Annotated in this window: 20 protein-coding genes; 6 read left to right on the top strand and 14 right to left on the bottom strand. The window is 71.3% G+C overall.

The window, feature by feature from the left end:
* Positions 1-46: 46 nt before the first annotated feature.
* The 6 genes from KRR26_RS31010 to KRR26_RS30985 all read right to left on the bottom strand — a co-directional run bounded on the left by KRR26_RS31010 (position 47) and on the right by KRR26_RS30985 (position 8099).
* Positions 47-2737 (bottom strand): AsmA family protein, encoded by a 2691-nt coding sequence (locus tag KRR26_RS31010; protein WP_217081568.1) that lies wholly within the window; start codon positions 2735-2737, stop codon positions 47-49.
* A 198-nt stretch (positions 2738-2935) separates the two neighbouring features.
* A complete protein-coding gene (locus KRR26_RS31005; RefSeq protein ID WP_217081567.1) occupies positions 2936-3358 on the bottom strand; it encodes a fibril protein in 423 nt (140 codons plus the stop codon).
* Between the two features lie 142 nt (positions 3359-3500).
* Positions 3501-4469, bottom strand: coding sequence for a 4-hydroxy-3-methylbut-2-enyl diphosphate reductase (locus KRR26_RS31000; RefSeq protein WP_217081566.1), 969 nt, complete (start codon positions 4467-4469; stop codon positions 3501-3503).
* A 100-nt stretch (positions 4470-4569) separates the two neighbouring features.
* A complete protein-coding gene (locus tag KRR26_RS30995; protein ID WP_217081565.1) occupies positions 4570-6696 on the bottom strand; it encodes a M56 family metallopeptidase in 2127 nt (708 codons plus the stop codon).
* On the bottom strand, positions 6693-7085 hold the full coding sequence (locus KRR26_RS30990) for a BlaI/MecI/CopY family transcriptional regulator (protein ID WP_120207170.1): 393 nt from the start codon (positions 7083-7085) through the stop codon (positions 6693-6695). Before KRR26_RS30990 ends, KRR26_RS30995 begins: the two co-directional genes overlap by 4 nt.
* Positions 7086-7316: 231 nt before the next feature.
* A complete protein-coding gene (locus tag KRR26_RS30985) occupies positions 7317-8099 on the bottom strand; it encodes a sterol desaturase family protein (protein WP_407931746.1) in 783 nt (260 codons plus the stop codon).
* Positions 8100-8471: 372 nt separating this feature from the next.
* Here KRR26_RS30985 and KRR26_RS30980 point away from each other — a divergent pair, with 372 nt between their 5' ends.
* Positions 8472-8714 (top strand): hypothetical protein, encoded by a 243-nt coding sequence (locus tag KRR26_RS30980; RefSeq protein WP_120207656.1) that lies wholly within the window; start codon positions 8472-8474, stop codon positions 8712-8714.
* A 27-nt stretch (positions 8715-8741) separates the two neighbouring features.
* Here the strand turns inward: KRR26_RS30980 and KRR26_RS30975 are convergent, their stop codons facing one another.
* From KRR26_RS30975 to KRR26_RS30965, 3 genes are all read right to left on the bottom strand, one after another.
* The gene (locus tag KRR26_RS30975; protein ID WP_217081564.1) at positions 8742-9845 is read right to left on the bottom strand and encodes a hypothetical protein; all 1104 of its coding nucleotides are present in this window, start codon (positions 9843-9845) and stop codon (positions 8742-8744) included.
* 12 nt (positions 9846-9857) lie between these two features.
* On the bottom strand, positions 9858-11327 hold the full coding sequence (locus KRR26_RS30970; RefSeq protein WP_217081563.1) for a vWA domain-containing protein: 1470 nt from the start codon (positions 11325-11327) through the stop codon (positions 9858-9860).
* 104 nt (positions 11328-11431) lie between these two features.
* Positions 11432-14287, bottom strand: a complete 2856-nt coding sequence (locus tag KRR26_RS30965) for a PAS domain S-box protein (RefSeq protein ID WP_120207176.1) — start codon at positions 14285-14287, stop codon at positions 11432-11434.
* A 224-nt stretch (positions 14288-14511) separates the two neighbouring features.
* Between KRR26_RS30965 and KRR26_RS30960 the strand changes: the two genes are divergently transcribed.
* Positions 14512-16251, top strand: a complete 1740-nt coding sequence (locus KRR26_RS30960) for a sensor histidine kinase (protein WP_199723815.1) — start codon at positions 14512-14514, stop codon at positions 16249-16251.
* 1 nt (position 16252) lies between these two features.
* On the opposite strand, the gene KRR26_RS30955 is transcribed toward KRR26_RS30960, so the two are convergent.
* Positions 16253-18766 carry a sensor histidine kinase gene (locus tag KRR26_RS30955; RefSeq protein ID WP_120207180.1) on the bottom strand — a complete coding sequence of 838 codons (2514 nt, stop codon included), beginning with the start codon at positions 18764-18766 and terminating at the stop codon, positions 16253-16255.
* A 100-nt stretch (positions 18767-18866) separates the two neighbouring features.
* Positions 18867-19382 carry a GreA/GreB family elongation factor gene (locus tag KRR26_RS30950; RefSeq protein WP_120207182.1) on the bottom strand — a complete coding sequence of 172 codons (516 nt, stop codon included), beginning with the start codon at positions 19380-19382 and terminating at the stop codon, positions 18867-18869.
* Positions 19383-19475: 93 nt separating this feature from the next.
* On the opposite strand from KRR26_RS30950, the gene KRR26_RS30945 reads away from it, so the two are divergent.
* Positions 19476-19757, top strand: a complete 282-nt coding sequence (locus KRR26_RS30945; RefSeq protein ID WP_120207183.1) for a rhodanese-like domain-containing protein — start codon at positions 19476-19478, stop codon at positions 19755-19757.
* 60 nt (positions 19758-19817) lie between these two features.
* Positions 19818-20714 carry a DMT family transporter gene (locus KRR26_RS30940; RefSeq protein ID WP_217081562.1) on the top strand — a complete coding sequence of 299 codons (897 nt, stop codon included), beginning with the start codon at positions 19818-19820 and terminating at the stop codon, positions 20712-20714.
* Positions 20715-20721: 7 nt separating this feature from the next.
* Here the strand turns inward: KRR26_RS30940 and KRR26_RS30935 are convergent, their stop codons facing one another.
* Together KRR26_RS30935 and KRR26_RS30930 are read right to left on the bottom strand one after the other, a co-directional pair.
* Positions 20722-21723 (bottom strand): alpha/beta fold hydrolase, encoded by a 1002-nt coding sequence (locus tag KRR26_RS30935; RefSeq protein ID WP_217081561.1) that lies wholly within the window; start codon positions 21721-21723, stop codon positions 20722-20724.
* 376 nt (positions 21724-22099) lie between these two features.
* Positions 22100-22903, bottom strand: coding sequence for a prolipoprotein diacylglyceryl transferase (locus tag KRR26_RS30930; protein WP_120207187.1), 804 nt, complete (start codon positions 22901-22903; stop codon positions 22100-22102).
* An 852-nt stretch (positions 22904-23755) separates the two neighbouring features.
* Here KRR26_RS30930 and popC point away from each other — a divergent pair.
* On the top strand, positions 23756-25171 hold the full coding sequence (gene popC, locus KRR26_RS30925) for a subtilisin-like protease PopC (protein WP_120207189.1): 1416 nt from the start codon (positions 23756-23758) through the stop codon (positions 25169-25171).
* A 59-nt stretch (positions 25172-25230) separates the two neighbouring features.
* Complete coding sequence (gene popD / locus KRR26_RS30920; RefSeq protein ID WP_120207192.1) at positions 25231-25677, top strand: PopC secretion inhibitor PopD; 447 nt, start codon at positions 25231-25233, stop codon at positions 25675-25677.
* Positions 25678-25950: 273 nt separating this feature from the next.
* On the opposite strand, the gene KRR26_RS30915 is transcribed toward popD, so the two are convergent.
* Positions 25951-26697, bottom strand: a complete 747-nt coding sequence (locus KRR26_RS30915) for an SDR family oxidoreductase (protein ID WP_120207194.1) — start codon at positions 26695-26697, stop codon at positions 25951-25953.
* Positions 26698-26871: the final 174 nt, after the last annotated feature.

The following is a 26871-nucleotide window of genomic DNA, read 5'->3' as shown; positions in this document are numbered from 1 at the left end:
GATGAATATGCCGGTCATCATATTTTGTCGACCCCTTCGGCGGGGGTTACTTGCCGAAGAGTCCCTTCAGGCGCTTCTTGGCCTCGTCGGCGGCGCGCTGCTTGGCCTTCTCCTGCTCCTGGCGCACGGCCTCGGCGGCCTTGTCTTCCATCTCCTTGCGCTTGGCCTCGGCCTCCGCCTTGAGCTTCTCCTGGCCGCCGTCGATGGCCTCCTGGACCGGCTTGGCCTTGTCGCCCAGCAGCTTGCCCGCGAGCGACGAGGCGGCCTGCTGCGCGATGAGGGCCACGGCCGGCTTCACATCCAGGCCCGTCACCTCGGGGCTCCAGGCCTTGCCCGTCAGCTTGAGGTTCAGGGGGATGCCCGCGCTGGGCGTCACCTTGCCGAGGGTGATTTGCTTCACGGTGTCCGGCGTGAGCGTCACGCCGCCCGTCAGGTCCAGCGAGCCATCCAGGCGGATGCCGCCGTCGAAGCTCATCGCCGCCTCGGGCCGTGTCCAGGTGATGGGCTTCTTGAGCTGCGCGACGCCGTTCTTGATCTCCACGCCGAAGGGCAGGTCACCGCCCAGCGAGGTGACGTCGTTGCTCTTGAGCGCCTTGCCCGCGAAGGGGAGCGCCTTGGCGAGCGGCTCGGAGATGGAGGCCACCACGTCCTTGCCCACGAACGTGCCGCCCAGGAGGTTGCCGTTGATGCCGCCCAGCAGCGTCTGCTGGAGCTGGTTCGGCGTGTAGCCCGTGCCCTTGAGGTCCACGTTGCCGTTGAACGTGCCCGCGAGGACCTTCTTGGGCGTGTGCGCGGCCAGCGCCTGCGCGACCTCGATGCCCTGCACCTTCACCTTCGCGTCGAAGGGCCGCTGCTCGGCCGGGGGACCCAGGCGAATCGTCGTCCCGTCCGCCACCACCGAGCCGCTGTAGAGGCCCGTGGAGAACTTCTCCACCGTGATGAGGTCGTCCACCATCTTCACGACGCCCGTCACGTTGGTCATGTCCATGTTGGTGTAGCGCAGCGCGCCCACCGCGAAGCGGATGTCACCGCGGTAGCCATTGAAGCGCGCGGGGTCCTCGGGAGGAGGCGGAGGCGGGCCCTTGCCGCCGGTGGCGGCGCTCACGGCCTCTTCGCCCATCATGAGCTTGTCCGCGTCCAGTCGCGGGCTCTTGAGGTCCATGGAGAACGTGGTCGTCTTCTTCTTGCCCTGGCCCGCGAGCGCGAACGACGCGCTGCCCGTCATCGTGTCGTCGAGCGCGCCGAGCGTCAGCTTCGGCACGTCCACCTTCATCCCATCGCGCGTGGGCTGGTACGTGCCCGCCGCGGCCACCTCCATGCGCTGACCGGGGGCCTTGTTCACCAGCAGGCCCGGCCGCAGGTCCACGCCGCCCAGGTCCGCCTTCGCGTCGAAGCGCAGCGCTCCACCCGAGGCCGCCGCGCCGCTCACGCGCGCGCCCAGCTTCATGACGCCGCCCGGCTCCTTCGTGAGCTGAGCCGGCACGCGCAGGCGCACCGGCGTCAGGTCCACGTCCACGTTCAGGGCCTGCTCGGCCTGCGTGCCGCTGCCGCGCACGGACAGGCCAATGGGGCCGGCAATCATCCCCTGGAGCTGCTTGCGCAGCGGCGGGTAGTACTCGGCCACCACGGCCGGGTCGAGGTTGCGGCCCGTCAGCTCGAAGCCCTCCACCGACGGCGTCTGCGTGAGCATCCCCTTCACGCGACCCTTGCCGGCGATGCTCGCGGGGCCCAGGTTCAGGTTCAGCTTGTCGAGCGCGAGGTCGCCCGCGGTCATGTCTCCCGTGACGTCCGTGTCGAGCACCACGTCCAGCGCCTTGCCGCCCTGCGAGCCCGCGAAGCGAAGCCCCAGCGCCTTGATGATGCCCACCAGCTTCGTGGGGCCCGTGCCGCCCGGCACCGCGCTGCCCAGGTCCGCCTTCCAGTCCGCGTCCAGCGTGCCGGCCTGGAGGCCCACGTCCGGAGGGAGGAACGGGCCCAGGGGGGACAGGTCGATGTGCTCGGCCTTCAGCGTCACGCGCTCGGGCGTGGGCACCAGCGTCGCGGGCAGCGGCGCGGCCTTCAGCACCATCTGGAGGTTCTGCTTCGTGGCGAGCACCGCGGCGGCCAGGGTCACCTCCAGCGGCTTGCCCACGCGGAGGTCCTTCACCTCGACGTCCAGGTCTTGGATGGCCAGCTCATGCGCCTGCGCGCCGCTCGCGCGGTCCACGAAGCGGATGGTGCCGTCGGTGAGCGCCGCGCGGTCCACGCGCACGCCGGACAGGTCCGTGGGCTCCGAGGGCTCCTCGGGCTTCGGCTCCTCCTTGGGCTGCTGCTCGGCGAGCCGCTGCTGGAGGCGCTGCACGTTGGTGGTGCCGTCCGCCAGCCGGATGACGTTGACGGTGAGGCCGGACACCTCGGCGTTCTGCACCTGGATGTCCTTGCCGCGCGAGGACAGCAGGGGGCTCACCGCCACGCTCACGTCCACGGACTTGAGCTGCGCGAGCGGCAGGTCCTCGCCCTCGGCGGGACCCACGGTGACGTTCTTCACCTCCGCGCCCACGTGGGGGAAGAGCTTGGTGGAGATGTCGCCAATCTCGATGGGCCGCCCCAGCTTCTGGGAGTAGGTGGCGGCCTGCTCGCGCGCCGTCTTCAGCAGGATGGCATCAAGCCGCCAGAGGACGAGGGCCACCCCGGCGATGAGGAGGACGAAGATGCCTCCAAGGACATAGGGCCAGCGCTTCTTCTTCACAGCGGACACGATGACTCCTCCTCAACTCGGGACGCGGCGGAACGCTTACCGCAGTGGCGCGGAGGCCGCACCTCTCCCTTTCACGGTTGTGACCGAGGCGGAGGAGAATCCTGTCATGCGGGGCCCTTGGGCAGGGGCTCGGGCGCGGAGGAAACGGGCTCGAGTGCTCCCGCTCGTCCGGTTGCCTGGGGAGCGCCCGGGGCCCGCCTACAGCGAGATGCTGTCGGGGCGGGGCGGCGCGTCGCGGGCCGGGGCGATGAGCTGGAAGCCTCGGGGGGCTCGGGGCGCGCGGGCCTGGAATGGATCCACGTAGAGCAGCACGGGCTCGTCGAGCCCCTCGTACGTCACCTCGAAGACGACCAGGCGCCCGTGCCGAGGCGAAAGGGGGCCCGCGAGGCGAAACGCGCAGCAGGACCCCACGCGCCGCCAGGCCACGCGCTGGCCTCGGGGGCCATGCAGTTGCTCGAAGTACGCCATCACCCCGGCGCTGCCGTGACCGATGCGGACGGGGTCCGCGGGCTGGCGGCCGTAGGAGACGGGGACGTCCCTCGCGCGCGCGCGTGGCGGCGGCGCGGAGGCACAGTCGCCCAGCAGGAGCAGGGCAAGACAGGTGAAGCGAAGCGGCGACACGGACCTTCCCGACAGCTGCAGGCAGCAGGACCTCAAGCTGTTCCTCGGCGGTGGTCCGGAGGAGGGGCGCGCACCCCCGCCGCGTTTCCGTCGTCGCGAGGATGACGCTGTCCGTGTCGGGTGGCGAGCGGAGCGCCGCGCCTCACTGCTTCTTCTTCGCCTTGTCGCCTGCCTTCACCGATCGCACGAAGTTCTCATCCACGCCATGGATGCGCAGCTGCACCAACTGGTCGGGCGTGATGTTGGGGAAGCTGCCGCGCATCTGCTGGATGAACTCGGTGGTGACGCCGTGGATGCGGAAGGCCACCAGGTTGTCCGCGGTGATGTTCGGGAAGCCCTCGGCGCGCACCTCCTTCACGAAGGCTGGCGTGACGCCGTGGATGCGGAAGGCCACGAACTCGTCGTGCGAGGCATCCTTGAAGCCCATGCCGCGCATCTCGCGGATGAACTCGGGCGTGACGCCGTGGATGGACATGGCCAGCAGGTCGTCCCACGGCACCTTCACGATGCCGAGCGCGGCGAACTCGGCGATGCGCTCGGGCGTGACGCCGTGGATGCGGCTCTGCACCAGCTGCGACAGCGTCCGGTGCTCGTAGCCCGCCTTGTTGATGGCGCGCGCATAGTCGGCGGTGACCTCGAAGATGCCCACCTGGATGAGGTCGTCGCGCGACACGTCCTTGTAGCCAAGCGCCATCAGGTCCTTCACCCGCTGCGTGGAGACGTTCGTCACCGCGAACATCGCGAGGTCCTCGGTGGTCAGCTTGGGGAAGCCCAGGGCGCTCATGGCCTTGACGTAGTCGGCGTTCGGCTCGAAGCGGACGAAGCCCGTGCCGGTGCCGTCCTGGAAGCGCCCGTCGAAGCGGAAGGTGCCTGCCTCGCGCGCCAGCGAGAACACGGCGGTGGGGGCGGTGGCGGTGTTCAGGCCCTGGAACTCCGAGAGGGTGAAGTCATTGCCCCAGTTCTCGTGGTCGGACAGGCGCAAGTTCAGGTGGAGGGAGCCCGCGTGTTCGGTGGTGGCGCTCCAGGTGCCTTTCCACGGCGCCTCGGCGTGCGCGGGCGAGGCCAGCAGCCACGTGGCCGCGAGCAGACAGAGGGACAAGAGGCGAGTCATGGCGGTTACCTCGGTGCTTCGGGCAGGCCCCGGCCGTTCGGCGCGCGCCGGAGAGGCGCGGCCGTTCGGACCGGGAAGAAGGGAGGGGAGGGGACTTCGTCTACTTCTGGCCGCGGAGCTTGCGGATGAACTCCGCGTCCACGCCGCCATTGCGCAGCTGCACCATTTCATCCACGGACAGGTCCTTCATGCCGGCGTCCTTCAGCTCGCGCACGAACTCCGGGGTGATGTTGAGCACCCGCAGCTGGACCAGCTCATCCGTGTCCTGCGTCTGGAAGCCGGCCTTGCGCATCGCCGTGAGCCACGCGGGGGTGATGCCCACCGAGCGCATCTGAATGAGCGTGTCCGCGTCCATCTTCGACAGGCCCAGCTTGCTCATGTCTCCGATGTACGCGGGGTCCACGCCCACCGCGCGCATCTGCACGAGGTCTTCCAGAGACAGGCCCGAGAAGCCGGCGGACTTCAGGCCGCGGACATAGGCCTCGTCCACGCCGACCGCGCGCGCCTGCTGCACTTCATCCGGGTCGCTCACGGAGAAGCCCTGGGCCTTCAGCGCGGCGATGAACTCCGGCGTGACGCCGAGGTGCCGCATCGCGACCAGGTCATCCGTGTCCAGCTTGCGACCGAACCGCGTGTTCATGTCCCGGGCGTACTCAGCGGTGATGCCCGCGTGGCCCATCTCCACCAGGGCGCTCACGGTGGGGGCGTAGCCCATGGACTTCATCTCGTTCACGCGCTCGGGCGTGACGCCCGCGACCTTCAGCTCGATGAGCTGATCCACCGTCAGGTCGGACTTGCCCACCTCGGTGCGGTCATCCTCGTCGCCGTCCTCGTCATCGCCGTCCTCGTGCCCCGGCATCGGGTGCGGCCGGGGATTCGGGGTGGGGTGGGGGCTGGCCATGGGCTGCGGCGTGGGCAGCGGGTTCCCCTGGGCGGCGAAGGCCGGCATGGCGGGCAGCGGCGGCACCGGCGGGGTGGGCAGCGGCGGCGCGGGCGGGGCGGCCACCGCGGCCACCGGGTGCCGAGGGGCGCGCGGCGGCGTGGCGTGCGAGCCGAGGCCCTTCGCGAGCGGCGTGGGCGCCGGAGCCACGCTGAAGCCGTGCGCGGAGTCGGCGTTCTCGATGTTGGCGCGCGTGGCCGACGGGAGCGGGAGGAGGCTCGGCGGAGTGGGCGGGACGGGCGCCTGGCCCAGCACCAGCGAGGTCAGCGGCGCCGCCACGGCGAGGCTGCTGACCAGCGTGAGGACGGACGCACCCGCCACCCAGCGCGACGAGCAGCGCGCCTTCGGTGCGGCGATGAGGCGGCGCACGCGCTGCGGCAGGGAGCCTCCGAGCGCGGAGAGCGCGGGCGTCGGCTCCTCCATGGGCAGCACGCGGAGGGACTCGAGCGCCGTGAGGGCGCGGGCGTAGGAGACGGAGTTGCCGCTGGAGGCCACCGCGATGTCATCGCAGCAGTTCTCGCGCTCCACGCGGACCACGCGGGTCATCCACCAGATGGCCGGGTGGTAGAAGAGCAGCGTCTCCACCAGCACCTGGGCCAGGTTCACCGCGAAGTCGTGGCGACGGATGTGGGCCAGCTCGTGCGCCAGCACCATCTCCAGCTGCTTCGCGGGCAGCCCCGTCAGCGTGGACACGGGGAGCAGCACCACCGGGGACAGCCAGCCCACCGCGGCGGGCACGTCGAGCGAGGCCGACTGAAGCAGCCGAACCGCGCGGCGCAGGCCCAGCCGACGCGAGAGCGCGTCGAGCCGCGCCTGCCACTCCTTGGGCGCCGGCACCGCATTGCGCGCCAACCGCTGCACGCGGAGCCAGCTCGTCGCGAGCCGCGCCGAGCCCACCGCCACGCCCAACACCCACGCGAGCACCAGCCAGGGGAGGTTCTCCGTCACCCGCGTGCGCGCCTGCTCCACCCACGCGCCATCCTCCACCACCGCGTCCGGCTGCGCTTGAACCACCGGCTGCGCCTTCGTGACGGGGGGATGGACGCGAGGCGCCACGGGCGACAGCGCCACGGGCGTCGTCGGCGAGGTGGCGGCGTGGTGCCACGCGGTGACGACCGGCAGCGCGAGCATCGTCAGCATCGCCGCGCAGGCGAACCCGTAGCGCGCCCGCGCCGCGTTCCTGCCCACCGCCGCGAGCGCCATGACGAGGAGCACCGCCACCGCCACGCCCTGCCAGAGCGAATGCAGCAGCGCCCAACCCAGCGACTCCCACAGGTGGCCACTCATTCGTCGCCTCCGTCCATGGCGTCCAGCATCCGCCGCAGCTCCGCGAGCTCCTCGGGGGAGGTCTTCCGAGAGGAGAGCGCCTGCATGGCCAGCTTCGCCGTCGAGCCGCCGAACGCGCGCTCCACGAGGTCCGCCACCAACTGCCGCTGCGTCCGCTGCTCGGTGGCGCGCGCCCGGTACACGTGCGCGCGCTGGGACTCGTCACGCTCCACGAGGCCCTTGTCCGTCATGATCTGCATCATCTTCAGCACCGTCGTGTACCCGGTGCCGTCCACGTGACGGTTGAGCACCTCGTGTACCTCCCGCACCGTGCTGTCTCCACGCTCCCACAGCACCCGCAGGATGCTCAACTCGGCGTCCGTGGGGCGGGGCAGCTTCGTCTCGCTCATCGGTTGGGTTCCTCCTTCCCTCAGCTTCGAGGTCGCATCATACGAACCCCTTCGTAGATGTCAACGAAGGGCTTCGTAGACAAGGCACGTCAGGGTGGAGGGGGAGCGGGGTGGGGCGGCGCGCGTCGACGCGGGGGCGGAGCGCTGCCGGTGCGGCGGGGCGCGAGCGGGCAGGATGGGGCCGCTCGCGACCGGGGAGTGCCCTGGGCGTCCCAGGGCACCGAGGCGACTTCAGTTCTCGCCGGTGACGGCGGACGTCTCCTGGCCCTCGTTCTGCCAGAAGCGGCGCGGGTGGCCATCGCCACGGGTGCCGCCGGAGAGCTTGTCCACCCAGGGGTACTTGGCGGCCTCCTCGGCCGTGTAGCCCAGATTGAAGACGGTGGGGCTCTTGGGCAGGTCCGAGGCCTTCGCGTAGTACGTGCCGAAGAGGCGGTCCCAGAAGTAGTTGGTGATGCCGTAGTTGCCCTGCTCGTTGTGGAAGTGGTGAGACAGGTGCAGCTTCTTGATGTCCTTCAGGAACTTCAGCGACGGCGTGTAGTTCAGGTGCTGCACGCAGTGGCAGAACTCGTAGAAGCACGTGATGACCATGGCCCAGCCCAGCGCGGCCACGGCGCCCGAGCGCCCGCCGATGAGGTAGCCAAGCGGCGTGATGACCCCGGCGATGGTGGGCAGCGTGGTGTGCAGCGCGCCGAACAGGATGCGCAGGTCGTTCGGGTCCTGGTGATGATCGAAGTGGATGCGCTTCCAGGTCACCGCCGTGAACGGCGTCTTGTAGAGGAAGCGCGAGTGCAGGATGTACCGGTGCGACAGGTACCAGCCGAACGGGAACGCCACGCTCGCCACGCCCACGGCGGCCAGCATGCGCAGCGGGTTCTCGAACCACTTCACCGACAACACGAGGCAGGTGATGCCGATCGCGATGTAGGCGACGACGGCGTAGTAGGTGAAGAAGCTGAAGACCAGATCGCCGAGCGTCATCCGGTCCAGGTTGTGCTTCCGGTTCAGGAAGGCCACGGGAGTCCTCTCTTGAAGCCGCTGCGCCCCAGGGAGCGAGGGGGGCAGGAATGGGCTGACCCGTCCTGCCCCGGCCCTTCGTTGGCAGACGGCGGCGCCCTGAAGTAGCAGGCTGGAACGCCCCTGGCTCTGGGACGTCCACCGCCTTCATACCGTTTTTCTTGGATCAGTGAGAAGCCGCGCTGCTTTCGCCGTGCGGGAGTGTCGCGCCTCGCGCTGGGAGTGCGTCCCACGGGTGGGCTTCCGTGTCGCCCCTGCACCCACCACCTTCGAGGGGCACGCAGACACCTGGGGAGGTAGGCGATGGGGGCGAAGGCGAAGGTCCAGCGGCCGAGGAAGGTGAGCGCGTCCCGGTCTCGGAAGCGGCCTGGGGTGACGGAGGCGGAGGCGGCGGGGCGCGAGCAGGGGCGGCTGGCGGTGCGGCGGGACATCGCGGAGTACCGCGCGGCGGCCGAGGCGCAGGCGGGGCGGGTTCGCCAGGAAATCGAGGCGGCGCTGGAGGTCAGCCGGCGCACCCGCGAGGAAATCGAACAGCGCATCGCCAGCGAGTTGCACACGCCTCGGCGAGCGAGGAAGCCCCCGGCGCGCAAGCGTGGGCGCGCGCGTGTGAGGTAGTCCGCCTTCCGACCGCGGAGGTGGGGTTCAGGAGACGTTGCGCGTGCCCTGCGGGGGCTGTGGCACCGACGCCGACTCCTCCGGGGCGGCCTCCTGGCCCAGCGCGGACAGCTTGCGGGCGAGCTGCACCGCCTGTTCACCCTTGGCGCTCAGCTCGCTGCCCTGCACCCCGATGAAGGACACGCGGGCGCGCTCCAACTGCGCCACCTGGGCGTGGAGCTGCGCCAGCATGCGCTCGCGGCGGCGCGTGAGGGTGTCCAGCCGGTTCAGCTCCTCACCCAGCGAGGACGCGGCCAGCTCGAGCTGACGCCGGGCGAGCCCGTCCTGCGTCTGCGCCGCGCGCTCCCGCAGCTCACGCACCTGCGCGTCCACGTCGCCCTGGGAGATGGCGTCGAGCTGGGACTCCAGCGCGGCGTGGGACTCGGCGAGCGAGAAGGCCTCCTGCGCCAGCGTGCTCAGCACCTTCTGGAGCTCGCCGCGCCCGGCGCTCGCGGGCAGCTTCTTCACCACGTCCATGCACTGGCGATAGAGCCCCAGCGCGCGCTCCACCAGCTCGCGCACCTCGCCTTCGAGCGCGCCCACCAGCGTGCTGCCTCGCGCGGTCACCGCGTCCAGGTGCAGCGCCAGGTTCGCTGGCAGCGTGCCCACCGACCAGAAGAGGCCCATCACCCCGAAGCCCAACAGCGTGGACAGCACGCCCGTGCCGGGGAGGAAGCGCGTCTCCATCACCTGTCGCACGTACAGGCCCAGGGGCGCCGTCACCATCGCGGCCAGCGCGCTCGCGCCCACCTGGAGCGGCGTGCCCGCGCCCTCGCGGCCGTTGCCCAGCCACGCCACCAGCGCGGCGGTGATGGCCGCCGCCAGGCCCTGCGGCAGCGGCTCGGGCAGCTCCAGCAGCAGCGGGACGATGGGCAGCACCAGCAGGGCCGAGCGCAGCGCCAACGCGTAGCCCGCGCTTGGCCGTGCGCCGGCGAGCGCCGCGGCCACCACGGCGAAGAACCCGGGCTCCACGTGCACGTGCACCCGCAGGGCGATCGCCGCGAGGACTCCCATGGCCCCGGCGCCCGCCAGCGCACGGAAGGTCCGCGACTCGAACTCCTCGCGGTGGAGCACCTGCAGGGTGAGCGACATGGCGTCCCGTCCCTAGTAGCTGTTGCTCTGGCCGAAGTTCTTCATCGTCTTCTTCTGAAGATTCAGGAGCTCACGGCGCTTGGTCCCTTCATCCCGGGCCTGACCATAGGCTGCCTGCGTCTCGTCCAGTTCCGCAAGCTCTCCGGCGAGCGCGGCCGACGAGCTGCCAAATAGTCTGCGCACGTTGTCCAGCATCCCCATGGCCTCCTGCTGGTTGCCCTTGCGCATCTCGTCGGCCGCCAGGAGCATCTGCTTGGCCCCCAGGGCGCGGATGGCGTGCACGCGCACGTCCCGGTCCAGGTGGGCGCGGACCCGGGCGTCGTCCGTCGTCACCTCGGCCGAGAGCGCCAGCCTCGACTTGGCCGGCGTGTCGCGCGCCACGTCCAGGTAGTTCGCCTCGGCGGTCACCACCTCGGTCGAGGGCCAGCCCTCGACCACCCGCGTGGTGAGGGTGAGCTTCACCACCACCCGCACGGACTGGTCGCCGGCCAGGTCGTACAGCGGCACCCGCACGTTCCGGCCCGAGCGCGTGGCGGTCAGGCCCATCACCTCCACGTCCTGCACCGAGGACGACAGCTCCAGCGACAGCTCCACGCCTCGCGCCACCGTGCCGGCCGCCTGCTCCAGCTCTTGCGTGAAGATCTCCGCCAGCTGCGCCGAGTCATCGATGAAGCCCGTGAAGCCGCCGCCCTGCTCGGCCATGCCGCGCATCAGCACCTCGTTGAAGTCCCGGCCCACGCCCAGCGCGCTGACGGTGATGCCCTCGTCGCGCATGTGGCGCACCACGCCCAGCAGCTGGGGCGTGGTCGTCAGCCCCTCGGTGGGCTGGCCATCGCTGACGAGGATGACGCGGCTGACGGGATAGCTCGCCGCGAAGGGCCTCACGGCCTCGGCCGCCCGGGTCAGCGCGCCGCTGATGTTGGTGGAGCCCTGGTCGGTGATGGCGGCGATCTCCTCGAGCAGGTGCGCGCGCGTCGCCTCGGAGATGACCGCGCTGGGCAGCGCCTTCACGTCCGTGCCGTAGTGCACCAGGGCCAGTCGGTCCCCGGGGTGGAGCTGCCGCACCAGCTCCGCCGCCGCGCGCTTCGCATCCGTCAGCTTCTGCCCGGCCATGGAGCCCGAGCGGTCCACCACCAGGGCCAGGTTCACCGGCACGCGCTTCAGCTTCTCGGGCTTGCGCGCCTTCAGCTCGAACCACGCGAAGGCCTCGCTGTCGCCCGCCTTCACATAGGCGCCGGACAGCTTGCCCGTCAGCGTGAGCGCGCCGCCCACGGGCTCGCCGGTGAGCACCGGCAGCACCAGCTGCGTGGGCTCCTCGCCTGGCAGGATGACGGTGTGGGTGGTGTCCAGCGCAGCGGCCGGCGCGGCGGCGATGCTCCGTGAGGGCGCCGACGGCGCGCTGGCAAGTCCACCCTGCCCCAAGAGCAGCGCGGCGATGGTCAGCAGTCCCGCGGCGGACAGCAACAGCAGCGTGCGATTCATGAGGGGCCCCGGCAGAAGCAACGTTCGGCCGGGACGCTCTCCTGTTTCCGCATGCGCTCGCATCCGTCAGCAGGGGGAGGGTCCTCCCGATGACGGATGGGGCTTCAGCGCGATGTGGCGGCGCCGTCTCGCACGAGCTCTTCCACGGCGCGGCGCACGCGCGCCTCGTCGAAGGGCTTCTCCAGCAGCACGTTGGGGATGCTGGCGAGGAACTCGCGCGCGCCCGCGGTGAACGCGCCGCCCGAGACGAACACGAAGCGCCGCTCCAGGCCGGGATGTTCGCGTCGCACGGCCTCGTAGACATCGCGCCCCGCCAGGTCCGGCATCATCACGTCGCACAGCACCGCGTCGAAGTCCGGCCCTTTCGCCAGCCGCTCCAACGCCTGACGACCGCTGGTGGCCATTTCCACGTGGTGCTCGCGCAACAGCCGCTGCAACACGCGCCCCACGGCGGGCTCGTCATCCACCACGAGCACGCGGCCCTTGAGCGGCGCGGGCGCCGCGCGCGGCGCGCTCGTGGGGTCATCGCCGCGCCGCTCGGGCCGAGGGATGGGCATCGCGACGCGGAACACGCTGCCCCGTCCGAGCTCGCTCTCCACGGTGATGTCGCCGCCCAGCCCCGTGATGATGCCGTGGCAGATGGATAACCCCAGGCCCGTGCCCACGCCCACCGGCTTGGTGGTGAAGAACGGGTCGAAGATGCGGCCCAACACCTCGCGCGGGATGCCCACGCCCGTGTCCCGCACTTCGACGACCACGCGCTGCGAATCGCTGCGCGTCACCAGCCGGATTTCATGGCGGTGGACCATGCCCTCGGGGATGGCCTGCGCCGCGTTCACCACCAGGTTGAGGAACACCTGGCACAGCCGTCCCTCGTCCGCCATCACGGGAGGGATGGCGCCGTAGTCCTTGCGCAGGAGCGCGCGGTGGCGAATCTCGTTCGCCGCCATCATCGCCACCGAGTCCAGCACCGCGTGCACGTCCACCGGCGCCATGCGCTCCTCGTCGGGGCGCGAGAACGTCTTGAGCTGCCGGACGATCTGCCGCACGCGCTCGGCGCCCTCGCACGCCTCGCCCAACACCTCCTGCCACTCTCCCAGGTCGGGCTCGCCGCGCACGCGCTGGCGCAGCGCCGTTGCCCCGTCGCCCGGGGGCAGGTGGTGGCGGAACTCCTCCGACAGGAAGCCCAGGTTGGACAGCACGAAGGCCAGCGGGTTGTTGATTTCATGCGCGATGCCCGCCGCCAGCGTGCCCACCGACGCGAGCCGATCCGCCAGCGTCAGCCGCGCCTGGAGCTGCCGCTGCTCCGTCACGTCGCGCGCGATGGACACCACCGCGGGCTGGCCATCGAAGCGCAGCGGCAGGGACACCACCTCCGCCACGCGCGTGCGCCCGTCCTCGCGCACCAGCCGGCGCTCGCCGGTGAGCGCCGCGACCTCGCCCGGCGGTGGCGTGCCGGGCGCGTCCTTCACGAACTCCGACAGCGCCCGGCCCACGAGCCGCTCCGCGCGCTCGACGCCCAACGTGGAGACGAGCGCCGCGTTCGCGTACACGATGCGCCCGTCGCGCTCGATGGCCGCCGCGTCCGGCACGCCCTCCAGCAGCACGCGGAAGCTCGCCTCGGAGCGCTTCAGGGCCTCTTCGGCCTGACGCCGCTCGGTGATGTCGCGCGCCAGCCCCTCCACGGCCACGACATGGCCCGAGGCGTCCTTCACGGGCGCGACCACGTGCTCCAACCACAGCGTGCGCCCGTCTGGATGGATGAAGCGCAGCGCCACGGGCGCGCCTCCCGAGTCCTGGGGCACCTCCAGCAGCCGCGCCAGCGCCTCACGGTCCTCGGGGTGCGCGTGCTGGTGCCACAGGTCGGGCCGCGCGTAGTGCGCCTCGGGCTCCAGGCCCAGCTTCGCGTGCGCCACGCGGCTGACGAAGGTGAAGCCTCGCGGCGGCTCGCGCCGATAGAAGTACAAGACGTCCGAGGCGTTCTCCGCCAGCTGACGGAAGCGCCGCTCGCGCTCCCTCAGCGCGCGCTCGGACTCGCGCCGCTCGAGCGCCAGGGAGATGGCGCCGCCGGCCGCGAACAGCAGGTCCACCTCCAGCCGGTCCCACGGCCGCGCCTCCGTGCAGTTGTCGAACCCCACGAAGCCCACCAGCGCGCCCTGCACGCGCAGCGGCAGCACCAGCAGCGACAGGATGCCCTGCGGCTCCAGGTACGCGCGCTCCACCTCGGGGAAGCCCGACACCAACCCCGAGACGACCTCGCCGCGCTCCAGCAGGCCCATCCACCGCTCCAGGTCCGGCAGCAGCGGCAGGTTCTGGAGCATGGGGTTGTCGATTTCAGGCTTCACGCCGGGCAGGCACCACTCGGCGCGCTGGCTGCAGAGCTGCGTGCCCGCGTCGTCGCGGTGCGTCTCGAACACGTAGACGCGGCTGGCCCCCGAGGCTTGTCCCAGCGCGGGCAACACCGGCGCGTACAGGTCCGCGCCCGGCTCCGCCGCCAGGAGCCGCTGCTGAATCTCCACCAGCGCGGTCAGGTAGCGCTCGCGCCGCGCCAAGGCGTCCGCTGCCCGCTTGCGCTCGGTGATGTCGTTGAGCGTCCCCACCAGCCCCAACACGGTTCCGTCCTCACCCAGCGCGGGCCGCGCGAAGGCCTCCACCCACCGGAAGCCGCCCTCACGGGTCAGGTAGCGCGCCTCGTGGTGGCTCGGCTCGCGCTGGCGCTCCATCAGCCGCTGGAACAACTCCAGCGTGCATTCGCGATCCTCGGGGTGGACGAAGTCGAGCACGCCGCGACCCAGGCTCTCCTCCAGGGTGAAGCCCGTCATCTCCGTCCAGGCGGGGTTGAGGAAGTCCCACGCCCCCCGCGCATCTGTTTGGAAGACGACTTCGCGCAGGTTGTCGATGACGAGTCGATAGCGGCGCTTGCTGGCGGCCCAGTCGGGCCTGTCGGGCGGCGTCTGCATGAAGTGGCTCGAAGAAGGGGCCGGGCCGTCCGGACACCGGGGCGTCCGATGTGGTTTTTCGCTCAGACAACAATTCTGTATCCCTGCCATGCAGGCAAGGGGGCTCGCCTGACACCCCAACGGGCGAGCAGAGGAAGTCTTCGCCCCGCATGCGGGACCGCGGGGTGGCCGTCTTCCTTCCGCCAAGGCGGGGATGCCACCATGATGCACGCGGGAAACCCTTCATGTCTTCCGTCGCAGCCCAACACCGGCCGAGCGCCGACCCCTTGAGCGATGGGGCGGAGGACTTGCTGCGAGGCGAGCTGCTCCACCTGCTGGTGGAGGGGGCCTCGGAGGGCGTGGTGCTCGTCCAGGTGTCGGGGCGCGTGCTGGCCTTCAACCCGGTGGCCTCGCGGCACTTCGGCATCTCTCCGCCCGCCTTCCTGGAGCGCGGCCAGCTCCCGGGTTGTGAGTGGGTGCGCGCGGATGGAGGCCCGCTGTCCGAGGAGTCCTCGCCGCTGGCGCGAGCGCTCCGCGGGGAGCGCGTCTCCGAGGGCCGCTGGGAGCTGCGCCGTCCGGACGGGCGGCGGGTGGTGCTGCGCGGCTCGGCGCTGCCGGTGATGGGCGAGCGTGGGCGCGCCGCGGCGGTGCTGCTGCGCACGCATGAGGAGTCCCCGCTGCCGCTGGAGACCTCGCGCCTGTTGGCGGAGGCCGGCGCGCTGCTGGGCGCCACGCTGGAGACCGACGAGCGATTGGAGCCCTTGCTGCGGCTCCTGGTGCCCGCGCTCGCGGAGGCCGCGGTGCTGTGCCTGGGCCTGCCGGGGGAGACCGCGCGGGTCGCGGCGGCGGTGCACGTGGACCCCACGAAGCAGGTCCTGCTGACCGAGCTTCTCCGACGCTACCCTCCCGAGCCTTCGCCATCCGGGCGCGGCCTGCCGGGCGCGCTGACCGCGAACGTGACGGAGCGCACGGTGCTCGCGTCGGACGAGGCGCTGGCGCTGGGCGCTCGGGACGCCGAGCACGCGCGGATGCTCCAAGGGCTGCGGCCCCACTGTCTTCTGGCCGTGCCGCTGGTGGCGCGTGGCCGCGTCATCGGGGTGCTCGCGCTGTTGCGCTCGGACGTGGTGCGCGCGTTCAGCGCCGAGGAGGAGCAGCTCACCGAGGAGCTGGCGGACCGCACGGCCCTCTGCGTGGACAACGCGCGGCTGCTGCGCGAGTCCCGCGAGGCCGTGCGCCTGCGCGACGAGTTCCTGGGCATCGCCAGCCACGAGCTGAAGACGCCGCTGACGCCGCTGAGCCTCAAGGTCCAGATGCTGCAGAAGCAGCTCGAGGTGCTGACGACGCAGGGCAAGACGCTGCCCGTCGAGCGCGTCGCGGAGACCCTGGAGGTCGTGCAGCGTCAGGTGCGCCGGCTCACGAGCCTGGTGGACAACCTGCTCGACGTGTCGCGCATCACCGCGGGCCGGCTGCGGCTGGAGTTGGAGGAGATGGACCTGGCCAGCGTGGCCGCCGAGATTCTCTACCGCTTCGCGCCCTCCGCCGCGCAGCACGAGACGACGCTCGAGCTGCACGCGCCGGTGCCGGTGGTGGGCCGGTGGGACCGACTGCGGCTGGAGCAGGTGGTGACGAACCTGCTGTCCAACGCGCTGAAGTATGGCGCGGGCAATCCCATCAGCCTGAGCGTGGAGTCCGAGGGGCGCCTCGCGCGCCTCACGGTGCGCGACGGTGGCATCGGCATCTCGCGCGAGGACCTGGCGCGCATCTTCGAGCGCTTCGAGCGCGCCGTGTCGGATCGCCACTACGGCGGCCTGGGCCTGGGGCTCTACATCACCCGGCAGATTGTCGAGGCCTTCGGCGGGAACGTGCGCGCCACCAGCGTGCTGGGCGAGGGCTCCACGTTCATCCTGGAGCTGCCGCGCGGCGAGGACATCCCCGACGAGTGGCTGACCGCGCACGCCGCACCCGGGCCCACCCAGGGCGAGTGACTCAGGCGGCCTTCGCGGACGACGGCGGTGGCCTTCGCGGCAACCTCACGCGGAAGCTGCTGCCCTGCTGCGGCCCCGGGCTCTCGGCCCAGATGGTGCCGCCGTGGCGCTCCACGATTTCGTGGCAGATGAACAGGCCCAGCCCCAGGCCGCCGTAGTGGCGCGCGGTGGCGTTGGACGCGCGCGCGAATGGGCGGAAGAGGCCGGCCAGACTCTCGGGTGGAATGCCGATGCCCTGGTCCTCCACGCACATCACCACGTGCGTGGCGTCCGCTTCGAGCGACACGCGCACGGTGCCGCCTTGCGGCGAGTAGCGCACGGCGTTGCTGAGCAGGTTGGTGAGCACCTGGTCCAGGCGAGGCGCGTCCCACTCCCCCTCCAGGGCCTCGGAGGGGAGTGTCAGGGCGAAGGCGAGGGGGTTCTCGGCGCGCAGCTCGAAGCGCTCCAGCACCTCGCGCACCAGCGGCACCAGGTCCATGGGCTGGCGCTCCAAATCGAAGCGCCCGCCCTGGATGCGCGCCGTGTCGAGCAGGTCATCCACCAGCCGCGCCAGTCGCTCCGTCTGCCGCGCCATGGAGCGCAGGGCCTTGAGCAGCCGCTCGCGCTCGGGGAACTCGCCGGACTTCTCCAGCCGCTGGAGCGTGAGCGCCGCGAAGCCCTTGAGCGGGGTGAGGGGCGTGCGCAGCTCGTGGCTGGCCACGCTGAGGAACTCCTCTCGCGCGCGCACCGCCGCCTTCAGGTCCTCCTGCGCCGCGCCGGTCCGGGCCGCCATCTCGTTGAAGCTGCGCGCCAGCTCGCCCAACTCGTCGTCCTCGCCCACCTCCACGCGCCGCTGCAGGTCGCCCGCGGCCAGCGCGGAGGTGGCCTCGCGCAATGAGGACAGTCGTCGGATGACGTCGCGCGCGACGACCTGCGACAGCAGCAGCGTCAGCAGCACTCCCAGCAGCACCAGCCCCACCACCGCCGCGCTCATGTGCGTGACGGCGCCGTAGGCCACGCCCAGCTCCTGCGTCACCACCACGTTCCAGTCGGAGCCCTCCACGGGGGCCTCGGCGGTGAGGATGCGCCGGTCGCTCGCGTCGAACGCCTCCAGCACGCCGCCGCCGTTCAGCGTCAGCTCGCCGCGCAGCGCGTCCGGCAGGTGGGCCTCGCCGAGCAGCGCCGCGCCGGGTGCCGTGTCTCGCAGCACCTTGAAGCCGCGCCGGTCCAGCACCTGCACGCGGAAGCGCCGCGAGGCGGGCGTGGTGGCCTCGCTCAGTCGCTCCAGGGACAGCAGGCCCACGAGCAGGCCCCGCACCTGGTCTCCTTCCTGGAACGGCAGCGCCACCGCCACCAGCGGCTTGCCCCCGCGCCCGAAGAAGGGCGAGGACAGCAGGTGCCCGCGCGTGGGCAGTTGGGGAAAGAGCGACGGCGGGGTGCTGTCCGGCGCGCCCGTCCCGGACGCCGCCAGCACGCGCCCATCCGCGGCCACCGCGAGCGCCGCGTCGAAGGCGCGCGCTTGCTCGGGGAGGTTGCGCAGGTAGGGCTCCAGCCGCGCGCGCTCATGCGTGACGAACGCGGCGCGGAAGCCCGGAGATTCGAGCAGGAGGAGGAGCGACTCTCGCGCATCGTCCAGGTAGCGCTTGAGGAAGTCCGCCTCGCCCGCGGCGGCGTGCTGCGTGTCGTCGCGCACCTGTTGCTCGATGGCGCGCTGGGCGAGATAGGCCGCGAGTCCACCCAGCGCCAGCAGCGGCACCAGCCCCGCGAAGGCCAGCCCGCGCAGCAGCTTCCACCCCACCGTGCGCGGCGCGCGCGGCCGCCACTCGAACGCCTCCGCCACGCACGCCAGCATCAGCACCGTGTACACGCCCGTCCCCAGCCACGACTCGCCTCGGCCCAGCGTGTACGCCAGGAGGCAGAAGGGCACCGCCAGCACGGCGAGGAGCACGCGAGGCAGCCGCGGGTGCACGTGCCCCGAGGGCAGGAGGAGTCCCGTGCCCGCGAGCGCGAACAGCGCGCCCGCCAGCGGCATCACCGGCGCGAGGTGCGCGTACACGGTGAGCGGGAAGTGCTCCGGCGCGGCGAGCATGGCCACGCCGAAGCCCGCGCCGGTGAGGGCCGCGAAGCCTCGGAACACCGGGCGCCGTTGGAAGGCGGGGAAGGCCTCCAGCCCCAGGCCCACCACCGCGAGCGGGTACAGGATGATGCCGGTGAAGGTGTGGGTCCGGACGTTGAGGACCCACCAGTACAGCGACATGGCCGCGCCCAACGCGGCGCGCGAGCCCCAGTCCAACCAGCGCGGGGCCCGCGGATAGAAGAGGACGCCCAGGAGCGCGATGCTGCCCGTGAGGTAGACGAGCCCGAGCACGCGCACGTACGGGTACAGCGGCCGGAACGAGACGATGCGGAACTCGTAGGGCACGTACGTCATCAGCACGCCGAACAGGAGCCCGATGCCGGCCACCGCCCAGGTGAGCGGAAGGGGGCGGTGCGGCGTGTGTGACTCGGGTGACCTCGGCAGGGAGGCGGGAGACATCCACGACGCATCACGCCCCACGGCTCTCGGGGGTTCCACTGCCCCCGCGCCATCCGTCGGGCTCCCGACACGCCGCGCGCTCTGCGAGGTCATCTCCACATCAGGCCACCTCGAGCACCGTCCATTCACGCACTTCGCCCGCCAGGGTCACTTCCACGGTGTCCCCCGCGCGCCGTCCCATGAGCGCGCGTCCCACGGGGGACGCGGGCGTGATGACGGACAGGAAGCCGTCGCCGCCCGGGCCCGTCAGCTCCGTGCCCGCCCCCGCGGGGAGCACGAAGAAGGTGCGCTCCGCGAAGCCGTCATCGTCCTCGGTGCTCACGTCCACGATGGCGCCCAGCGCCACCGGCGCCTGGCGCGTGAAGCGCGGAATCGAGCCCTCGCCGAACGCCGTCAGCGCCTGCAGTTCCTCCTGGAGCCGCCGCGCCCGGGCCGCCTGTCCGCTGGCGAGGCTGCCGTACTCGATGGCCGCGCGACCGTCCTCCTTCTTCTCGGATTCGGTGGCCAGGCTGCGCGCCGCCTCACGCGCGTCCGCCTCCGCGCGGTGGGCGAGCCGGTCGCTCTGCTGGAGCCGCTCGGCCAGCTGTGCGAGCAGGGTGTGCTTGTCGAGTTTCATGAGGGATACAGAACTGTAGCGCCCGTGTTCGACAGCTCCAGTTTTCCGCACGGCCTCCCTCCGCCCGGACCCGGCCGGGGTACGATGGATGACATGACGCCCCAGGAGCTTTCTCAGAAGGCCCGGCAGCTCGTCGCCGAAGGCGCGGTGCTGCTGGATGTGCGCACTCCCGACGAATTCCGCCAGGGGCACCCCGAGCCCGCGCGGAACATCCCCGTGCAGGAGCTGGCGCGGCGACTCTCCGAGGTGGGCCCGCCCGGCACGCGCGTGGTGGTGTACTGCGCCGCCGGTGGACGCAGCGCGGTCGCCGCGGACCTGCTTCGCCGCACCGGTTATCCGGACGTGTTCGACCTCCAGTCCGTGCGCAACTGGTAGTCCCCGCACAGCGGACCGCGTGACACGCGCGCGCGCATGGAGCAGCGTGCGCGCGCTTCCATGAAACGCACCGTTGGTTATCTCCTGGTGGCCCTCTCCGGGGCCTGCTTTGGCGCGATTGGCCTCTTTGGCCGGCTCGCCTACGCGGCGGGCGCGGACATGCCCACGCTGTTGTTCCTCCGCTTCACCTCCGCGGGCCTCCTGCTGGGCGCGGTGATGCTCGCGCGACGGGGCACCTGGCCTCGCGGCCGAGTGCTCGTCGGGCTCATGCTGCTGGGCGCCGTGGGCTATGGGAGCGAGGCGGCCGTGTACTTCACCGCCCTGCAATACGCCTCCGCCGGCTTGGTGGCGCTGCTCCTGTACCTCTTCCCCGCGCTGGTCGCGCTCACGCAAGTGGCGCTCGGGCGTGAGCACCTGAGTCGCGTGAAGTGGATCGCCGTGGGGCTCGCGCTCGGCGGCACGGCGCTGACCGTGAATCCCGGCACGGACGCGCGCCCGCTCGGCATCGCCCTGGGCGTGCTGTCCGCGTTCATCTACACCGCGTACATCATCACCAGTTCGCGCGTGGTGGGCCCGGCGGGGCCGCTGGCGGCGAGCACCGTGGTGCTGCTCTCGGCGGGAGTCGCCTTCGGAATCTGGGTGCTGGTGCACGGAGCCGTCCCCCCCGGCACGCTCCGCGGGTGGCTGGCGGTGGCGGGCCTCTCCCTGCTGTCCACGGTGGTGGCGGTGCTCACGTTCTTCGCGGGATTGGAGCGCATCGGGCCCGTGCCCACCTCGCTCTTGTCCACGCTCGAGCCCGTGATGGCGGTGCTGCTGGGCGCGCTGTTCCTCGGGGAGCGGCTGGACATCCGGCAGGGCCTGGGCGGCGTGCTCATCCTGACCGCCGTGGTGCTGCTGGCGCGCTCGGAAGGGGGCCGCCGCCCGGAGCCCCCCGCCCCGGGTGACGGCGCCGCGTGAGCGCGAACTACCGCACGCGCTGGAGGAAGTGCCGCACGTCGTGGACGAACTGGCGCGGGCGCTCGGCGTGGGGCGCGTGGCCGGTGTCGCGGTAGAGCAGGGCGGTGGCGTTCGGGAGCGCGTGCGCGAGCGCTTGCTGCTGGGTGACCGCGAAGAAGCCGTCCTGGTCTCCCCCGATGATGAGCGTGGGCACGCGAATCGTCCCCAGCCGCGCGGTGTGGTCCTCGGCGAGCAGCCCGTCCAGCGTCGCCTGCCACACGCGCGCGGGCAGCTTGGAGCTCTCGGCCACGAGCGTGGCGAGGTAGGCCGCGGGCACGGGCTGGTAGAAGGTGCTGGCCTGGAAGTCGTGGATGAACTGCGGATCCACCGGGTCCGTCTGCGTGTCCACGACGGACTCCAACCCCAGCGCCACCTCGTTGCCCGCCACCGTGGGCGCGGAGCCCACCAATACCAGGGCCTTCACGCGCGAGGGGAAGTCCAGCGCGACCTGCTGCGCGATGAAGCTGCCCATCGAGTGGCCCACGAACACCGCGCGCCGCACGCCCATCGCGTCGAGGAACGCCGCCGCGTCCGCGGCGAAGTCATGCTGGGCATAGCAGCAGGAGGGGCGCTCGGAGTCGCCGTGGCCGCGCTGGTCCAGCGCGTAGACGTGGAAGTCGCGGGGGAAGCGGGGCAGGTCCAGGTCCCACGTGTGATGCGAGTCCGTGTAGCCGTGGAGGAACACGACGACGGGCCCGTGGCGGTCGCCCTGCTCCACGTAGCGCAGCGTCACGCCGGTGCTCAGGCGGACCGAGCCCTCGCGTCGCGCGTCGTCGCTCCCGCGAGCCTGCGCGGTGGCCTCCGCGTCGTCCTCCGCCGCGTCGACGGCGAACCCCTCGGCCTGGCGCGCGAGGCCCTCCGCGTTCGTGGCGCGGGCTGCCTCGGCGGTCGCGGGAGCCTGCGCCTCCGAGCCAGGGCCGCATGCAACGAGCATCGAGACGGTGAGGAGGGCGGTGAGCAGTCGGGTCATTCGTGCATTGCCTCGTGCGTGGGGGCGGGAAAGTCCGCCGTGGCACAACGGCAATCTTACGACTACCTCTGACATTGCCTGGGGGCGCATGACGCGGTGGGTGAGGCGTCACTCGGCACATGGGGCGCCGTGGACCCTTTGTCTGGTGCTCGGGAGACGACGCCACGGAGCGCGACGAAGCGCCGCGCGCGGAGGCGTCAGCCAGGGCCGTGGGGCCCTCGGTTGCGTCGCGCGCGCGGGTGTCAGGGAGCGCCGCGCGGGACCCCAGTCGTTGCCAGACCGGTCCATCAGGCGAGGCGCGCCGCGCGGATCCGCGCGGCACGAAGCGCGAGGCCCCCGCCGCGGGCTCAGGGCTCGCGGCGGGGAGGAACGAACGTCAGCGCGCGGCCTGCACGGACCGAGGCGACGACGGCGGCGCGGTGGGCGCGGCCCTGGGGGCGAGCTTGCGCACGAGGCCCCAGACTCCGTAGAGGACCAGCAGGATGGAGCCGTACTGCGCGGGCGTCAGCCCGAAGTAGCGCCCGTCCACGTACGACAGGTCGCTCGCGCGCAGGAAGTCCAAGCCGAAGCGGCACACCGCGTACATCAGCGCGAGCAGTGGCAACAGGCGCCCCTTGAGCTTCCCCGCGTTGCGCAGCGCATAGAGCACGCCGGTGATGGAGAAGAGCACGATGGCGTCGTACAGGCCCAGGTCGTGCCGGTTGCCCGAGGGGAACTGCACCGCGAGGAAGAAGTCCGTGAGCACGCCGGGGTGGTCATGCACCGCGAAGCATCCCAGGCGGGCCACGGCCCACCCCGGCGCCACGCCGAGCGCGAACGAGTCCGCGTAGTCCGAGAAGCGCAGCTTGCGGATCCGGAAGAACACCACCGCCGCCAGGATGCCGCCCAGCAGACCGCCGAACGAGGACAACCCATCCCAGAACTTCAGGATTTGGAACGGGCTCTTGGCCAGCTCCTCCGGGTGGTAGAAGAACAGGTGCACCCAGTGCCCGAAGAGCATGCCCGCCGCCACGCCCCACATGGCGAAGTCGGCCAGCGGGTCCGGGTCCAACCCCTCCCGCTCCGCTTGTTTGCCGAGCAGCCGGGCCGCCAGCAGGATGCCCGCGGCCACGAGGATGTTGAACGGGTTCAGCTCGAGGGGCCCCAGCTTGAGCGACGGGGCATGCCAGTAAGGAATCAAGTCGGTGCTCCAATGAGGCGGAGGCCTCTCCCTTAGTCCGCCTTGGGGTCTAGGGGAACAATTGGCGGGGCTCGCCCTTCCCCCATTTCTTTCTTGAGCTCGGTCCGCAGGCCGGTTCCTCGGGCTCCGGCGCACCCATTCGCCCGCTTCTCACCCGCCCCTCCAGGTCCGCTGGAGGACACCGCCCCTGTGCGGATGCCGGCACTTTGCTCCTTCCCCCGGAGAATCGCTCATACTTCCGGACGTTCTGGCAAGGTCTGATAGGACCGTTACCCCCGGTCAGGGGCGTCTACTGCTGGAATTCCGTGAGTTTTTGTCAGGGGGCTGCGTTCCAATCGCACCATGCGAGGGAGGCCTCGCTCGGGACGGGGAAGACCTGATGGGCAAGCAGACACCTCCCGGCGCGCACGGCGCGGGAGACAGCGTGAGGGGAGCTCGGCCCGGTGGGTCCCGGCCGATGCGGGACTGCCCCTGCGCGCGCGGCGGGACGCAACCCGCGACGGAGGCCCTGCCGCCGCCTCTGGCCCATCGCACGAGCCCCAGGCCGGACACCCCACGCGGGGAGACCCCGCATGGCAACACGTGTCGTGCCCGCGCCATGCGGGAAGGAGGGCCGGATGCGCAGGTGAGGCGCCGGGCGGGAAGTCCCCGGGCCTCGGTCACGAGGGCGCGCGGCGCGAAGACAGTCGCCGCGAGGCCCCAGGTCGCGGAGGCGAGGGCGGTGCGCCTGCCCACCGCGACATCACCGCTGGGGCCGAGAGGCTCCGGATGCCCGGCGGACGCGGTCGTCATTCGGGAGCCCTCAACACCACGCTCCCGACGTGGATTGGTAGTCCAAGGAGCAGACAACCCATGAAGTCGTTTCTCTTGGTTCCGAAGGAGTCCATCGAATCGCAGGCCCGGCCCGGCGTACGCGGCACGGAGCAGGGCGAGCGGGTGCTCCTGCGCAACACGGCGTTGCGCTTCTCGGTGTCACAGAAGGCGCCGGATGCGCTGGCGAGTCTCGGCCTGCGCTCGGCCACGTTGCCGGGGCCTCGGCCCCAGGTGAGCGGGCGCAAGCTGTCGAAGAAGGCCGGGGCGTCCAAACGCCTCACCCGAGGCGCGGACGCCACCACCGTGCCGCTGCCCGGCTCGCCCGTCACGGAGCAGACGGGGGCGGAGGAGGGCAGCTTCCGCTACATGCCGCTCATCGGCGCCACCATGGCGCACTTCTACTCGCCCAAGGCCGAGGAGGCCGCGCGCGGGGAGCTGGCGCAGGACTTCGAGTTCATCCCGGACGTGGTCCCCCTGTCGTTCCCCGGACCGGTGTCCGCGGGACAGACGGGGCCGCGCAACCGCGGCATGAGCTCGCTGGCCGAGCGCGAGTGGCCCGAGGAGTGCGGCGTGCCCCTGGCTCATGCCCAGGGCATCCGGGGCGCCGGCGTGATGCTCGGCATCCTCGACACCGGCGTGGACGCGGACCACCCCGAGCACGCCAGCAAGGTCATCCAGTTCCGCTACGTGTCGCTGTTCCCCAACTCACCTCACAACCCCGCGCGGGACGTGCGCGGCTTCGACCCGGATGGCCACGGCACCCACGTGTGCGGCATCGCGGCGGGGGTTCACCACGGCGTCGCGCCGGAGGTGGACCTCTACGTCGCGTCGGTCATCGAGTCGGAGACCATCCGCACCAGCCTCGGCCGCGTGGCCGCCGGCATGGAGTGGCTGCTGCATCAGTTCAGCCGCCCGGAGAACGCCACGCGTCCGGCTGTCGTGAACCTGTCGCTCGGCTTCCCGCTCCAGCCGCCGCCCGGCATCAGCGACGCGGACTACCAGCTCAACCTGCGCGCGCTCCAGACCATGATTCGTCGCCTGCAGGACAGCAACGTCCTGGCCGTTGTCGCGGCGGGCAACAGTGGACCCGACACGGTTGGTTACCCAGCGGCCTTTCCCGAGGCACTGGCCATCGGTGCAGTCGACTTCGAGCGCAACGTGGCCACTTTCTCGGCCAGCGGCGTCGTGGGTAGGCGAAGTGTGCCCGACGTCATGGGTTACGGAGTGAACGTGTATTCCAGCACCGAGCGCCGCTGCAACAACCAGGCGTTCTACGAGCGAATGAGTGGCACGAGCATGGCGGCGCCTTATGTAGCCGGTATTGCAGCACTGTACCGGTGCCGTGCTCCTGACTTGACGGCGCTCGAGGTGCGGGATTTGATCTTGGCCAATGCGCTCAAGCTCCCTCGCTCGGGGAACCACCGGACGGGGAGGGGCCTGGCTGTGTTCAGGTGACGGCGGTAGCTGCCGGGGCCGGTGCCGTGTGGAGCACCGGACCTGGGAAGGATGTGGCCATGAGCAGGAAAGCTGGCGTGCCGGGCGAGCCTGGTGAGATGCCGCCCCGGACGACCTCGACGGTCCGTCCTTTGCCGGGAGGGATGTCGGGAGGAGTGCGCCCGTTGCCCGGCTCGTCGGGCATGGAGGTCTCCGCCGACTGGATTGACGTCACCGTCATGCCCCGGGAGCATCCGGCTCCGCGCGGACGTGTGCCCTCACCCGCGCCCGCGCGCTCCAGGGCGGAGGTCTATCAATCCGGCCTCGCCGAGCACGCGCGCTTCCGCGAGAGCTTCATGCGCTGGCTGGAAGCGCATCAGCTCATTGGCGCGGTTCGCGCTGTCAGCGAGCCGGGCGGTTCCTTGCCCATGCTCCACCTTCGCTGTTCTCCGCGCGTGTTGGACCAACTTCGCCGGACGCCGGAGTTCGAAGCAGGCACGATGATGCCGCTCGACCGCAACTCCTAGTCGGGCGCCCCTCGCCGCGCGCCCCTCGTCTGGGCCCCGCTTCCCGTGACACGGAAGGCGACCCCAGGTGGTCTCTTCGCACCACCCGCGTGGGCGGTGTCGTGGCCGCCCTGATGGGAAGTGGCCGTGCCCGTCGTTCTCGCCAGTTTGGAACAGACGGAAGGGCTGCTTCTTCCCGATTAACCTAGAAGTTCGGGATTGCTTCGCCATCCGGCCATTGGGCCGTCGGTCGCACGACTGTGTTTCGTGGCCGACAGCCCGTGGGGCGCGTGGCTAGAAGTTGAGGCCGCCGTCCACGTCGATGGTGCGGCCGTTGAAGTAGTCGCACTCGATGATGAACTTCACGGCGACCCAGATGTCCTCGGGCACGCCGATGCGGCCCACGGGGATGCTGGCCACCAGCGCGTCGCGGGCCTTCTGGTTCATGCCCTGCGTCATGGGCGTCTCAATCATGCCTGGGGCCACGGCGCCCACGCGGATGCGGAACGGGGCGAACTCGCGCGACCAGGTGACGGTGTTGGCGGCGAGCGCGGCCTTGGCGGACACATAGTTGGACTGGCCGCGGTTGCCGTGCCGCGCGATGGAGGACATGTTGACGATGACGCCGGGGCCCTGGTCCGTCTCGGCCATCTTCGCCACCACCTCGCGCACCATCAACGTGGCGCCGGTGAGGTTGACGCCGATGACGGCGTTCCAGTCCGCGGTGGACAGCTTCTTCACCTGGCCGGTGGTCCGGTCCTTCTTCACGAGCAGCGCGTCGCGCAGGATGCCCGCGTTGTTGATGAGGCCGTTGAGGCCGCCCATGGCGCCGTGCGCCCACTGCACGAAGGCCGTGACGTCCTCCTCGCTGGACACGTCCAGCTTGCGGCGGTGGATGCCCGCGGGCAGCGCGGCGAGGCGCTCCTCGTTCACGTCACCCACGGCCACCTGGCCACCCGCCTCCGCGATGCGCGTCGCGAAGTGCGCGCCCATGCCCTGCGCGCCGCCGGTCACGATGATCTTCAGGTCCTTCAGCTGCATCTGCCTCTCCACGAGTGGGGCGACACGCGGAGGCATTGCGCCCGCCCGCCGCCGGAAAAGTTGCGCGCAGGCTACGCAACCCCCGGCGCCGTGGCCAGCGCGGAGACACCTGAAACCTGAATCAAGCTTCAACTTCCCCGGCCCCACCCGCGCGCCGCGCATGACAACGCGGCG

The organism is Citreicoccus inhibens (genome assembly GCF_019039035.1).
Lineage (GTDB): Bacteria > Myxococcota > Myxococcia > Myxococcales > Myxococcaceae > Citreicoccus > Citreicoccus inhibens.
Note: the sequence above shows the minus strand (reverse complement) of the source record. Positions and strands in the feature narration are given on the sequence as shown.